This is a genomic window from Planomicrobium sp. CPCC 101079, from assembly GCF_007859275.1.
Taxonomy (GTDB): domain Bacteria; phylum Bacillota; class Bacilli; order Bacillales_A; family Planococcaceae; genus Planococcus.
This window is the reverse complement of the sequence record NZ_VOHC01000021.1, coordinates 48,406-62,066: the sequence shown is the minus strand read 5'-3', so window position 1 is coordinate 62,066 and position 13,661 is coordinate 48,406. Positions and strand designations below refer to the sequence as shown.

Genomic DNA, 13,661 nt, shown 5'->3' with positions numbered 1-13,661 from the left:
GATAAGCGGCCAACCCCACTTATCACCTTTTTTTGAGAACTTATAGATATCTTAAGGAGGAATTTAATCATGGCAGTTACAGCTCAAATGGTAAAAGAATTGCGTGAAAAAACTGGCGCAGGTATGATGGATTGCAAAAAAGCGCTAGTGGAAACTAACGGAGATATCGAAGCGGCAATGGACTTCTTGCGTGAAAAAGGCCTTTCAAGCGCTTCTAAAAAAGCAGACCGCATTGCAGCGGACGGAACTACTGCAGTTCTAGTTCAAGGCAATGAAGCTGTTATCTACGAAGTTAACGCTGAAACGGACTTTGTTGCGAAAAACGAAGGCTTCCAAACTCTTGTAAAAGAATTGGGCGAGCACTTGTTGTCAGCAAAACCGGCTACAGTTGAAGAAGCGACTGCTTCTACAATGTCTAACGGCCTGACTGTTGCAGACCACATCTCAAATGCAATCGCTAAAATCGGTGAAAAAATCTCTTTGCGCCGTTTTGAAATCCGCACAAAAACAGATAACGATGCTTTCGGTCCTTACCTGCACATGGGCGGCAGAATTGCGGTTCTAGTTGAACTTGAAAACTCTACAGATTCAGATGCAGCCCGTGATATCGCTATGCACATCGCTGCATTGAAACCTCAATACGTTTCACGCGATGAAGTATCTGCTGAAGAAGTAGAGCGTGAGCGTAAAGTGTTAACTGAACAAGCATTGAACGAAGGCAAACCAGAAAACATCGTTGCGAAAATGGTTGAAGGCCGCCTGGGCAAATTCTTTGAAGATATTTGCTTATTGGATCAAGCTTTTGTTAAAAACTCAGATCAAAAAGTTCGTGATTTCGCAGCTTCAACTGGCGGAACTGTAAAAGGTTTCACTCGTTACGAAGTTGGAGAAGGCATCGAAAAACGCGTTGATAACTTTGCAGACGAAGTAATGAGCCAAGTTAACAAAGGCAACTAATAGTTTCATATGATCGACCTAGGGAACACTGAAATGTGTTCCCTATTTTTCAATAAAAGTGTAACGGAGGAGACCGATGAGTGTTCAACAATATAAACGCATTGTATTAAAACTAAGCGGAGAAGCGATGGCGGGAGAAAAAGGGTTTGGTTTATCTCCGGAAATCATTAAAACAGTGGCTAGCCAAGTGAAAGAAGTTGTCGAGCTTGGTGTTGAAGTGGCTGTAGTTGTCGGCGGCGGCAATATTTGGAGAGGCAAAATCGGTTCGGAAATGGGCATGGACCGTGCTACTGCTGATTACATGGGAATGCTCGCAACCGTCATGAACTCGCTTGCACTGCAAGATTCATTGGAGAAGCAAGGCGTCGAAAGCCGTGTACTTTCTTCTATTGAAATGCGCCAAGTTGCTGAACCGTACATTCGGAGAAGAGCGATTCGCCATTTGGAGAAAAAACGCGTTGTCATTTTTGCAGCAGGAACAGGCAACCCGTATTTTTCTACAGATACGACAGCTGCGCTTCGGGCAGCGGAAATTGAAGCAGACGTCATCTTGATGGCGAAGAACAATGTGGATGGTGTTTATTCAGCCGATCCGAAGACAGATTCGAGCGCGGTTAAATACGAAGAGCTTTCTTATTTTGATGTAATTCAACAAGGGCTTCAAGTAATGGATTCAACAGCTTCCACATTATGTATGGACAACGACATTCCACTCGTAGTATTCTCTATTATGGAAAATGGAAACATAAAACGTGCTGTCCTTGGTGAAAAAATCGGGACTGTAGTGAGGAGAACGATATAATGCCGAAATCTGTTATGAGTGAAACACAACAAAAAATGACTAATGCAATCCAAGCTTTTTCACGCGAGCTTTCATCAATTCGTGCAGGACGGGCTACTCCAGCAATTTTGGACAAATTGACAATCGATTATTACGGTGCGCCTACTCCGGTTAACCAAGTAGCGGGTATTTCAATTCCTGAAGCCCGGTTGATCATGATTCAGCCATACGACAAATCAGTTCTTGGCGATATCGAAAAAGCGATTTTGAAATCTGATTTGGGATTAAGTCCTTCAAACGATGGCTCAGTAATACGTCTTGCGGTCCCTGCGTTGACAGAAGAACGCCGCAAAGACTTGGTTAAGCAAGTGAAGAAAGAGGCGGAAGAAGCGAAAGTGGGCATCCGCAACATTCGCCGCGACGCTAACGATGAGTTCAAAAAGCTTGAGAAGAAAAGTGAGATTACAGTCGATGACCTTCGCGGCTATTCGGATGAAGTCCAAAAATTGACGGATTCCAATATCGCGAAAATTGACGATCTTGCAAAAGCAAAAGAAAAAGAAATTATGGAAGTATAAAACGAACTTCAAAGCGTGTGAAGCGTCCTGTTTTACAGGACGCTTTTTCATGCCAAAAAAAATGAGTATCGTTAAAGAAAGCGCACAATACCATTTTTTTTGTTATGATAAGCAATAGACATGCCGATTTGTAATAGGTGGAGGATTAATTATGTTCAATAAACTAATAAAAAGAATGGCGGATTCATCTTCGGATAATAGAGAGCCCTTGCTTTCTGTTTCAAGCGGAGAAATTCCTGCACATATCGCAATAATTATGGATGGCAATGGAAGATGGGCAAAAAAACGCTCGCTGCCAAGAATTGCGGGCCATCATGAAGGAATGAAGACTGTCCGGAAAATCACAAGGCTAGCTAGCGACCTGGGAGTAAGCGTCTTGACACTATACGCTTTTTCAACTGAGAACTGGAAACGCCCGAAGATGGAAGTGGATTTTTTAATGCGCTTGCCTGAGGAGTTTTTATCAACATTTCTGCCAGAGTTGATCGAGGAGAATGTCCGGGTTGAAATGATGGGCTATCACGATAATTTGCCTTCCCACACGCTTGAAGCTGTTAGAAAGGCAAAAGAAGCAACCCAACACAATACGGGTCTTGTTCTCAATTTTGCTTTGAATTATGGCAGCCGTTCAGAAATTGTGGATGCGGTAAAAGATATTGCTGCCCAAGTGGCGGCCGGGACTTTGGACATAGATAGTATCACCGATGACCACATAACGGAAAGGCTGATGACAAAAGGTCTTCCGGAGCCTGATTTATTAATTCGCACTAGCGGTGAAGTACGTCTCAGCAACTTCATGCTTTGGCAATTGGCATACACTGAATTTTGGTTCACGGATACATTATGGCCAGATTTCAACGAAGACTCTTTGCTCGAAGCGATCGAAATTTATAAAAAACGCAGTCGCCGCTATGGAGGGTTGAAAGGGGAAGAGGCAAATTGAAAGAACGAATCATAACCGGGATCATTGCCGCAGCTCTTTTTATTCCCTTTATTCTCATCGGTGGGGTCCCGTTTATCCTTTTGATGTATGTTCTTGCGACAATCGGTTTTCAAGAACTGTTGAAAATGAAAGGCCGCAACATTTGGAGCCTCCCTGGATTAATCCCTCTAATCGCACTATATGCTTTCATGCTTCCTAATGCTTGGGCCGATCAAATATACGAATGGACAGGTTATATGAAAGTGGAATTCGCATTTTTAGCGGTCATTCTGCTTTTAATACATACAGTAATTGTGAAAAACAACTTTACATTTGATGACGCTGCATTTGCGATTATGAGTTCACTTTATGTCGGAATCGGCTTTTATTACTTGATTGAGACAGTTGAAGTGAAAGCGACGTTTTTGATTTTTGCTTTTCTTATTGTCTGGGCCACAGATTCTGGGGCTTACTTTACTGGACGTAAATTTGGAAAACGGAAGCTTTGGCCGGAAATTTCACCGAACAAAACAGTGGAAGGCTTTTTTGGCGGTATCCTTTGGGCTATCGGCATTGCGCTAGTTTTCGACTTTTTCATCGATTTGGATAAAAACGTGCTAATCATAATAGTTGTTGCCATTGTCGCTTCTGTTTTTGGGCAGTTGGGCGATTTGGTGGAATCGGCTTTGAAGCGGCACTATAACGTGAAAGATTCCGGGAAATTGTTGCCGGGGCATGGCGGGATTTTAGATCGCTTTGACAGCATCTTATTTGTCATGCCGCTTCTTCACTTTTTGCATTTTATATAAGAAAGGAAGCAATTAAATGACTAAAAAAATTGTTTTGCTTGGTGCAACCGGTTCAATCGGTGTACAAACCGCAGATATTATCCGCGAACACAAAGATGAGTTTACTTTAGTCGGTTTCTCGGCTGGAAAGAACATGGAAATCACAAAACAATACCTAAGAGAGTTTGCACCTGAAATCGTCTGTGTTCAGAAAGAAGAAGATGCAAAAGAGCTGCAAGCCGAATTTCCTGCTGTTTCAGTTGTATGCGGCAGCCAAGGATTGATCGAAACAGCTACATACGATGCAGATATTTTAGTCAATGCAGTAATCGGCAGTGTTGGGTTGGAACCAACTCTTGAAGCGATTAAGCTTGGACGGATTATTGCCATCGCCAATAAAGAAACTTTGGTAACAGCAGGGCATCTGGTAATGGATAGCGCGAAAAGATACGGCGCGACCATCTTGCCAGTGGACAGTGAGCATTCCGCATTGTTCCAATCATTGAATGGCGAAAAAAGAGAACAAGCGAGCCGCCTTATCTTAACTGCATCCGGTGGAAGTTTCCGTGACCGGACGCGCGCTGAGCTTCAAAACGTTACAGTGCAAGATGCCTTGAATCATCCAAATTGGTCAATGGGCTCAAAAATCACTATCGATTCAGCTACTATGGTCAATAAAGGCCTAGAGGTGATAGAAGCTCACATTTTGTTTGATTTTGACTACAAAGATATCGGGGTTTTGCTGCACAGGGAAAGCATTATCCACTCGATGGTGGAATTCCAAGACACAAGTGTCATGGCACAGCTAGGGACGCCGGATATGCGGGTTCCTATCCAATATGCACTCACTTATCCGGAGCGGTTGCCGCGTTCACAAGCGAAGCGCTTGAACTTGGCAGAAATCGGCAAATTGCATTTTCAGGAAATGGATTATGAACGATTCCGCGCCTTGAAGTTGGCTTTTGAAGCGGGGAAAGCAGGCGGGACTATGACAACTGTTTTGAACGCAGCGAACGAACAAGCAGTTGCCATGTTCCTTGAAGAACAAATCAATTTCTTGCAAATAGAAGAGTTGATTGAGCGGGCGATGGACAAGCATGCGGTAATTTCTTCTCCAGATTTGGAAACGATTTTGCACGTGGATGCTGAAACAAGAAAAACTGTTGAAAACATGATAAAATAGCTAAAGATTAAAACCGAAAACTGGTTTATAAGGATGGGTTCGAATGGAAACAGTTATAGCGTTTATAATAATTTTCGGTGCTTTAGTATTTTTCCATGAATTGGGGCATTTCATTTTTGCCAAGCGTGCAGGCATCCTGGTCCGGGAGTTTGCAATCGGAATGGGGCCGAAAATACTGGGCATTACAAAAGGCGAAACGATTTATACACTTCGCCTGTTGCCAATAGGCGGTTATGTGCGTATGGCCGGTGAAGATTTGGATTCCATTCAGATCCAGCCAGGGCATCGAGTCGGCGTTTTGTTGAACAAAGACGGCCTTGCCGAAAAAGTGATAATGAACCAGAAAACCATGTATCCGGAAATATTGCTTTTGGAAGTGGAAGAAGCCGATCTTGACAAAGAGCTTTACATTAAAGGGTACGATGAAGAAGAAAAATTTGTCAGAATCGGTGTTGCACGTGATGCAGTGATCGAAGAAAACGGCAAAGATACCATTTTAGCTCCATATGACCGCCAATTTGGTTCGAAAAGTGTTAGCCACCGGTTCATGACAATCCTTGCTGGACCGTTGTTCAATTTTATTCTGGCGTTTTTTATCTTTTCAGCTATCGGTTTGATGCAAGGAATTCCGACGAATGAACCTGTTGTAACAGAAGTGACCGAAGACAGCCCTGCTTCAGAGGCGGGCATGCAAAACGGTGATTTGGTAAAAGAAATTGACGGGAAAACTATCGGTACTTGGGATGAACTGGTTAATACCGTCCAAGTGAACGCTGGTAATCCGTTGGCCTTTGAAGTGGAGCGGGAAGGCGAACCGCTCGAGTTTACCATTACACCGGAAGTTTCGGAAGAATCTCCTGAAAAAGTGGGGGTAATCGGTGTGCTTTACCGAAGCCCTCTAGAAAAAGATTTCCTCGGCTCTTTCGCATATGGGGCGGAGCAAACTGTTTTCTGGTTTAAGGAAATTTTCCGTTTGCTAGGCATGCTGGTTACCGGCCAATTTACGATAGATGCATTATCCGGCCCTGTCGGCATTTACAAAACGACGGAAGAAGTAGCAAAATACGGCATCTTTACCTTAATGAGCTGGGCAGGCATGCTGAGCATCAACTTAGGAATTATGAACTTATTGCCGCTGCCGGCATTAGATGGCGGCCGCCTGATGTTCTTTATTGTCGAGGCTGTCCGAGGAAAACCGGTGGATCGCCAGAAAGAAGGAATGGTCCATTTTGTCGGCATCATGCTTCTTATGCTATTGATGATCGTCGTTACTTGGAACGATATTCAAAGATTCTTCTTTTAAAGGAAAAGCACAGGTGGCTGTTTCAGCCCCGGCAAGCTAGGCGCCTCTCTTTGACCCACAAGCGTTGCGGGCTTGAAAGATGGCGCCTTTGCAATGCCCAATAGGTTTAATTGAAATCATATTGCTTTTGCAGTAAAAAAATAATAGTCAGTTGAGGTGTATTTTGGAATGAAACAATCAGCAACTTTTATCCCGACTTTAAGAGAAACACCAGCAGATGCAGAAGTTAAATCGCATCAGCTGTTATTGCGTGCCGGATTTATCCGCCAAAATACGAGCGGAATTTATTCGTTCTTGCCTCTTGGAAAACGTGTCCTCCAAAAAGTGGAAACGGTTATCCGCGAAGAAATGGAAGCTGTCAACAGTGTAGAAGTTTTCCTTCCGGCTATGCAGCAAGCGGAATTATGGCAAGAAACAGGCCGATGGTATTCTTACGGCGATGAGTTAATGCGCTTGAGGGACCGAAATGGACGCGAATTTGCTCTTGGCGCAACGCATGAAGAAGTCATCACTAGTTTGTTGCGCGATGAAGTAAAGTCTTATAAAAAGTTGCCGCTGAATTTATTTCAGATTCAATCGAAATTCAGAGATGAAAAACGCCCGCGTTTCGGTTTATTGCGCGGCCGGGAATTTTTGATGAAAGACGCTTACTCTTTCCATGCGACTCCGGAAAGCTTAGATGAAACATATAACAATATGATGCAAGCCTATACCAACATCTTTACGCGGCTTGGTTTGAATTTCCGTGCAGTTATCGCAGATTCCGGTGCGATCGGCGGAAAAGACAACCATGAATTTATGGTGCTATCGGAAATTGGGGAAGATACCATCGCTTATTCCGACTCATCTTCTTATGCGGCCAACATAGAAATGGCAGCTGTCAATGTCGATTATCCAGCTTCGTCGGAAACACCGAAAGAAGTGGAAAAAGTTGAAACGCCTGACCAAAAAACGATTTCCCAGGTAGCTGAATTTTTGGGAACTGCTGAAGGCCAATGCATCAAGACGCTTGTCTTTAAAGCGGATGAAGATTTGGTGGTTGTCTTGTCCCGCGGCGACCATGACATCAACGAAGTTAAAGTCAAGCATGCAACAGGTGCCAAGATGGTTGAACTAGCCTCTCCAGAAGAAGTGAAGGAGCTGTTGGCTTGTGATATCGGTTCAATCGGGCCGGTGGATCTGCCATCCTCAATCCGAGTATTTGCAGACCATGCAATTAAAACAATTGTTAATGGTGTGGCTGGAGCGAATGAGGACGGATTCCATCTTATCAATGTAACGCCGGACCAAGATTTCACTGTTGAAGCATATGCAGACCTTCGTTTTGTGCAAGAAGGAGACCCATCGCCCGACGGTGAAGGAACAATCCAATTTGCAAAAGGAATTGAAGTGGGGCATATTTTCAAACTTGGTACAAGATACAGTGAAGACATGAAAGCAACTTTCTTGAACGATCAAGGAAGAGCGATGCCTTATATTATGGGATGCTACGGCATAGGTGTTTCTCGGGTCATGGCTGCTGTCGCTGAGCAGTTCCAGGACGACAATGGATTCACATGGCCGGATGCAATTGCGCCATATGAAGTCCATATTGTTCCTGTCAATATGAAAGACGAAGCGCAGCGCGAACTTGGACAAGATTTGTATAAAGAACTCAAAGCTAACCGCTTTGAAGTGCTTCTCGATGACCGCACAGAACGTGCCGGGGTTAAATTCGCCGATGCTGATTTGATCGGTTTGCCACTCCGCATTACTGTCGGTAAAAAAGCTGCTGAAGGAATTTTAGAAGTGAAGAACCGCAGAACTGGCGAGACTTTCGAATGGAAACGGGAAGAATTGCTTGAGCAAGTGCAGCAATTCTTTAAAAAATAATCACAAAATCTGATATGATAGAAAGGAAAGTACTCGTGTACTTTCCTTTCTTTTTCTTCTGCTTGAAGATGGGCGATGTTGATATTTCTTTAAGGAATATGGAGCAATACAAATGAGGCTCCTGCGAAGAAAAAAACTTTAGAATTAGAAAAAATGTTCTATAAGGACCTTTACTATTTTTTATTTTAAATACTGTAACGAAGGGGATTATTATGACCAACCAGCAAGATTCTAAGATGCGATTCAAACTCCTTCTTCAGCATCTCGATTTAACGGACGATGTACATATGCCCTTTTTTGAAGAGGCTGAACTGACACGGATGACCGTCCATAAAAAAGAGCGGACATGGCGATTTATCGTTAAACTGAATAAAGTCCTGCCGCTGCAATTATATCTTCTGCTTAAAGAGCGGCTTCATGCCACCTTTTCTCCTATAGCTTCGATTCAATTGAATATCGAGTGCGATGATGACAAAACAGATAGCCAGCTGATCCAGGATTACTGGAAGCATGTGGTCGATGAATTCTCTGACATGGCGCCGCCGCTTCGCGAACGCCTGCTGACACAGGCTCCTAGCTGGAGCGGCAGCAAACTGATGCTGAAATGTGGCCATGAACATGAAATGATGGCGTTAAAATCGAAATACAGCGAAAAATTAGCGGCTGTTTACCAGCAATTCGGATTCCCTCCTATTGCGGTCGATTTCCAGCTATCTGCTGAAAGCCAAGAAGAAGCACATAACGCATTTATGGAAGAGCGCCGTCTGCAAGAAGAGGAAATGGCGAAAAAAGCGCTAGCGGATATGAAAAAGAGAGAAACAGACCGCAAGGAAAACGGAGCGCCTGTTGGGCCTTTCCAGATGGGGGTTGCCATCAAACCGGATGAGAAAATATTCGAGATCCAGTCGATTGTGGATGAAGAACGCCGGGTAACGATCGAAGGTTATGTGTTTGACGTAGAGGTAAGAGAACTCCGGAGTGGACGTTCATTGCTAACTGTGAAAATGACTGATTACACCGACTCGATCCTTGTAAAGATGTTCTCACGTGATAAAGAAGATGCTGAGTTGATGGCCAATGTTAAAAAAGGCATGTGGCTAAAAGCGCGCGGATCTATCCAAATGGATACATTTGTCCGTGATTTGGTCATGATGGCGCAAGACATGGCTGAAATCAAGCCGGAACTTCGCCAAGATACAGCAGAAGAAAAGCGGGTAGAGTTGCATCTTCATACACCGATGAGCGCAATGGATGCTGTTTCTTCAGTAGATTCACTTGTTGCCCAAGCGGCAAAATGGGGGCACCCGGCAATAGCGATCACAGACCACGCCGGCGTACAGTCATTCCCGGACGCTTATGCAGCCAGTAAAAAGCATGGCATTAAAGCGATTTTCGGTTTAGAAGCCAATCTTGTAGATGACGGGGTGCCGATCGCGTATGAAGAACGGCACGCGCTGCTTGAAGAAGAAACATTTGTCGTATTCGATTTGGAAACGACTGGCTTATCCGCAGTTTACGACACAATAATCGAACTTGCCGCTGTAAAAATCAAAGGCGGCAACATCATTGATAAATTCGAAAGCTTCGCTAATCCGCACCATCCATTGTCCGCAACGACGATTGATCTTACGGGCATCACTGACGACATGGTGAAAAATGCGCCGGAAGTGGAAGAAGTTATCCGCAAATACCATGAATGGGCAGGCGACCACATCATGGTTGCGCACAATGCCTCGTTCGATATGGGCTTTTTGTATGTTGCTTATAAAAAATACGGGATTGATCAAAAGCATGCAACAATCGATACGCTTGAACTGGCCCGTATGCTGCATCCGGAATTGAAAAATCACCGGTTGAATACATTAGCGAAAAAATTTGGCATCGAATTGACCCAGCATCACCGGGCAATTTACGATACAGAAGCGACCTCTTATCTATTGACGCATTTGCTAAAAGAAGCTTACGAAAAAGGCATCCTGTATCACGACCAATTGAATGATTATGTCGGTGCAGGCGACGCATACAAGCGTTCGCGTCCGACCCATTGCACACTGTTGGCCCAAAATGATGAGGGGTTAAAAAATCTGTTCAAGCTAGTGTCTGCGTCACATATAGATTATTTTTACCGCGTCCCGCGTATTCCACGGTCTTTGCTGCAGCGCCACCGAAAAGGGTTATTGGTCGGTTCGGGCTGCGATAAAGGTGAAGTGTTTGAAGCTGTGATGCAAAAATCGATGGAAGAAGTCGAACAGACAGCACAGTTTTACGATTATTTAGAAGTACATCCAAAAGAAGTGTATTCACATTTAATCGAACGTGAATTGATTCGCGATGAATGGAATTTGGAGGACGTCATCCGGAAACTCGTCAAAGTGAGCCGAAAATTGGATTTGCCGCTTGTTGCAACGGGCAATGTCCATTACCTGGATGAAAATGACGCGATTTTCCGGCAAGTGCTAATCGGTTCTCAAGGCGGAGCCAATCCATTAAACCGCCACAAGCTGCCAAAAGTCCACTTTAGAACGACTGATGAAATGCTGGATGCATTCGACTTTTTAGGAGCTGAAACAGCTCATGAAATCGTTGTGGCCAATTCGAATAAAATCGCTGATATGATTGAAACGGTTAAACCGATCAAAGACGATTTGTATACGCCGAAAATTGAAGGAGCGGATGAAGAAGTCCGTGAACTCAGTTATCAAATGGCACATAAAATATACGGTGAGAAGCTTCCAGAAATTGTCGAAGCGCGGATAGAAAAAGAACTCAAGTCGATTATCGGCCACGGATTCGCGGTTATTTACTTGATTTCGCATAAACTTGTTAAAAAGTCGCTGGATGACGGTTATTTGGTTGGTTCGCGGGGATCGGTTGGGTCATCATTAGTAGCGACGTTGACCGAAATCACGGAAGTTAACCCTTTGCCGCCTCATTATATTTGCCCGCAATGCAAGCAATCGGAGTTTTTCGATGATGGTTCCGTCGGTTCCGGATTTGACTTGAAAGACAAAGATTGTCCAGATTGCGGCATCCCGTACAAAAAAGAAGGCCAAGATATTCCGTTTGAAACGTTCCTAGGATTTAAAGGGGATAAGGTCCCCGATATCGATTTGAACTTCAGTGGTGAATATCAGGCACACGCGCATAATTACACGAAAGAATTGTTCGGCGAAGACAATGTATTCCGCGCAGGGACAATCGGCACCGTTGCTGAAAAAACTGCGTATGGATATGTGCGGGGCTATGCGAACGACCATAATATGACGATCCGCGGAGCGGAAGTTGACCGCTTGGTACAAGGCTGTTCCGGCGTAAAGCGGAGCACTGGCCAGCATCCAGGCGGGATCATCGTTGTTCCGGATTATATGGACATTTATGATTTCTCGCCGATTCAGTTCCCGGCGGATGCACAGGATTCGGAGTGGAAAACAACTCATTTTGATTTCCATTCCATCCATGACAATTTGCTGAAACTGGATATTCTCGGGCACGATGATCCGACGGTGATTCGGATGCTGCAGGATTTGTCCGGCATCGACCCGAAAACCATACCAACGGATGATCCGGAAGTTATGAAGATTTTCTCCGGCACCGAATCCCTTGGCGTGACCGAAAAGCAGATCGGCTGTAAAACCGGCACGCTTGGCATTCCGGAATTCGGGACGCGCTTCGTCCGCCAAATGCTTGAAGAAACAAAACCAACCACGTTCTCGGAGCTTGTCCAAATCTCGGGACTGTCCCATGGGACGGACGTATGGCTGAGCAATGCACAGGAACTGATCCAAAACGGCACATGCCAGCTGTCCGACGTAATCGGCTGCCGGGATGACATTATGGTTTATCTGATTTATCAGGGATTGGAATCTTCGCTGGCATTTAAGATTATGGAATCCGTACGTAAAGGTAAAGGGCTGACACCTGAAATGGAAGAAGCGATGAAAAAAGAAGGCGTGCCGAATTGGTATATCGAATCATGTAAAAAGATTAAGTACATGTTCCCGAAAGCCCACGCTGCCGCTTATGTTTTGATGGCGGTGCGCATCGCTTACTTTAAAGTGCATTTCCCGATCCTTTATTACGCAGCTTACTTCACGGTCCGTGCGGAAGACTTCGACGTTAATGCGATGGCGAAAGGATCGCATTCCATCAAAGCGAAAGTCGATGAAATCAACGCCAAAGGATTAGAAGCGTCGACGAAAGAGAAAAACTTGCTGACGGTCATGGAATTGGCGCTTGAAATGGTTGAACGAGGCTACACGTTCCAAAAAGTCGATTTGTACAAATCGTCGGCTGATCAGTTCATTATCGAAGGCAAAACGCTGATCCCTCCGTTCAATGCCATTCCAGGACTCGGAACGAACGCAGCCAAATCGATTGTTGCGGCACGCGAACAAGGCACGTTCTTGTCGAAGGAAGATCTTCAGCAGCGCGGCCGTGTTTCAAAAACGATCATTGAATACATGGATGAACATGGCTGCCTAGAGGGCATGCCGGATGCCAATCAGCTGTCCCTGTTCTAGTCATTTGCATTGTGCCGGGCTCTATGGTATTATTGTAGTAACATTTATTGATAGCTCTGTCGCAGAAGAGTGGGATTTCCCGCTCTTTTCTGTTGTTATGGCATAAAGTTAAACTCGTCTCAGTGGAAGTTTTTCTCGTTTTACACTGAGCGGCAATTGAACCAATCAGCTTTTAAGGTCTGTTGATTTCCCGCTTTTGAAAGTGTGAAGCTACTGACCGTTGAAGCGGGACAAAATTGGCAGGAGGCATGTATGAGCAAAATCACAGAAACTGTCGAACAAATCGCTCAGCCGATCATCGACGAACTAAATTTAGAACTTGTTGACGTAGAGTTTTTGAAAGAAGGCCGCAATTGGTTTTTGCGGGTATACGTAGACAATCCGGAAGCGCCCATTGATATTGACCAATGCGCATTGGTGAGTGAAAAGTTGAGTGAAGTATTGGACAAGCAAGATCCGATTGAGCAGAACTACTTTTTGGAAGTTTCTTCGCCGGGTGCTGAACGGCCGTTGAAGAAAGAAAAAGACTTTGCAAAGGCTCTAGGCCGGTATATTTACATCAAAACTTATGAACCGATTGAAAATGTGAAAGAATTCGAAGGCTATTTGATTTCGTACAATGATGAAGAAGTTGAAATTGAGATCAAAATCAAGACAAGAAGAAAAACAATTGTGGTTGAAAGAAAGAAAATTGCAGTCATCCGGCTCGCCATTGATTTTTCTGCAAAACCTGATTTAAGAACTTGGGAGTGAATAT

At 44.4% G+C, this 13,661-nt stretch carries 10 protein-coding genes; all 10 read left to right on the top strand.

The window, feature by feature from the left end:
- Positions 1–69: 69 nt before the first annotated feature.
- The 10 genes from tsf to rimP all read left to right on the top strand — a co-directional run bounded on the left by tsf (position 70) and on the right by rimP (position 13,657).
- Positions 70–957, top strand: a complete 888-nt coding sequence (tsf, locus tag FQV28_RS08210; protein ID WP_146495400.1) for a translation elongation factor Ts — start codon at positions 70–72, stop codon at positions 955–957.
- A gap of 76 nt (positions 958–1,033) precedes the next feature.
- Entirely contained in the window at positions 1,034–1,759 is a 726-nt protein-coding gene (pyrH, locus tag FQV28_RS08205) for a UMP kinase (RefSeq protein ID WP_146495398.1), read from the top strand.
- Positions 1,759–2,316 carry a ribosome recycling factor gene (gene frr, locus FQV28_RS08200; protein ID WP_146495396.1) on the top strand — a complete coding sequence of 186 codons (558 nt, stop codon included), beginning with the start codon at positions 1,759–1,761 and terminating at the stop codon, positions 2,314–2,316. Before pyrH ends, frr begins: the two co-directional genes overlap by 1 nt.
- A gap of 151 nt (positions 2,317–2,467) precedes the next feature.
- Positions 2,468–3,259, top strand: a complete 792-nt coding sequence (locus FQV28_RS08195) for an undecaprenyl pyrophosphate synthase (RefSeq protein WP_146495394.1) — start codon at positions 2,468–2,470, stop codon at positions 3,257–3,259.
- On the top strand, positions 3,256–4,047 hold the full coding sequence (locus FQV28_RS08190; protein WP_146495392.1) for a phosphatidate cytidylyltransferase: 792 nt from the start codon (positions 3,256–3,258) through the stop codon (positions 4,045–4,047). The genes FQV28_RS08195 and FQV28_RS08190 overlap by 4 nt, the downstream gene beginning before the upstream one ends.
- A 16-nt stretch (positions 4,048–4,063) precedes the next feature.
- Positions 4,064–5,209: a 1-deoxy-D-xylulose-5-phosphate reductoisomerase gene (gene dxr / locus FQV28_RS08185; protein ID WP_146495390.1), complete on the top strand. Its 1,146-nt coding sequence runs from the start codon at positions 4,064–4,066 to the stop codon at positions 5,207–5,209.
- 43 nt (positions 5,210–5,252) lie between these two features.
- Positions 5,253–6,512, top strand: a complete 1,260-nt coding sequence (gene rseP, locus FQV28_RS08180) for an RIP metalloprotease RseP (RefSeq protein WP_146495388.1) — start codon at positions 5,253–5,255, stop codon at positions 6,510–6,512.
- Positions 6,513–6,680: 168 nt separating this feature from the next.
- Positions 6,681–8,384: a proline--tRNA ligase gene (locus tag FQV28_RS08175; protein WP_146495386.1), complete on the top strand. Its 1,704-nt coding sequence runs from the start codon at positions 6,681–6,683 to the stop codon at positions 8,382–8,384.
- 212 nt (positions 8,385–8,596) lie between these two features.
- Positions 8,597–12,904 (top strand): PolC-type DNA polymerase III, encoded by a 4,308-nt coding sequence (locus tag FQV28_RS08170; RefSeq protein WP_146495385.1) that lies wholly within the window; start codon positions 8,597–8,599, stop codon positions 12,902–12,904.
- A gap of 252 nt (positions 12,905–13,156) precedes the next feature.
- On the top strand, positions 13,157–13,657 hold the full coding sequence (gene rimP / locus FQV28_RS08165; RefSeq protein ID WP_146495383.1) for a ribosome maturation factor RimP: 501 nt from the start codon (positions 13,157–13,159) through the stop codon (positions 13,655–13,657).
- Positions 13,658–13,661: the final 4 nt, after the last annotated feature.

Coding starts and splice junctions, on each gene's coding strand:
- rseP (WP_146495388.1), top strand. CDS start 5,253: ATGGAAACAGTTATAGCGTTTATAATAATTTTCGGTGCTTTAGTATTT.
- FQV28_RS08170 (WP_146495385.1), top strand. CDS start 8,597: ATGACCAACCAGCAAGATTCTAAGATGCGATTCAAACTCCTTCTTCAG.
- rimP (WP_146495383.1), top strand. CDS start 13,157: ATGAGCAAAATCACAGAAACTGTCGAACAAATCGCTCAGCCGATCATC.
- dxr (WP_146495390.1), top strand. CDS start 4,064: ATGACTAAAAAAATTGTTTTGCTTGGTGCAACCGGTTCAATCGGTGTA.
- FQV28_RS08195 (WP_146495394.1), top strand. CDS start 2,468: ATGTTCAATAAACTAATAAAAAGAATGGCGGATTCATCTTCGGATAAT.
- frr (WP_146495396.1), top strand. CDS start 1,759: ATGCCGAAATCTGTTATGAGTGAAACACAACAAAAAATGACTAATGCA.
- tsf (WP_146495400.1), top strand. CDS start 70: ATGGCAGTTACAGCTCAAATGGTAAAAGAATTGCGTGAAAAAACTGGC.
- pyrH (WP_146495398.1), top strand. CDS start 1,034: ATGAGTGTTCAACAATATAAACGCATTGTATTAAAACTAAGCGGAGAA.
- FQV28_RS08175 (WP_146495386.1), top strand. CDS start 6,681: ATGAAACAATCAGCAACTTTTATCCCGACTTTAAGAGAAACACCAGCA.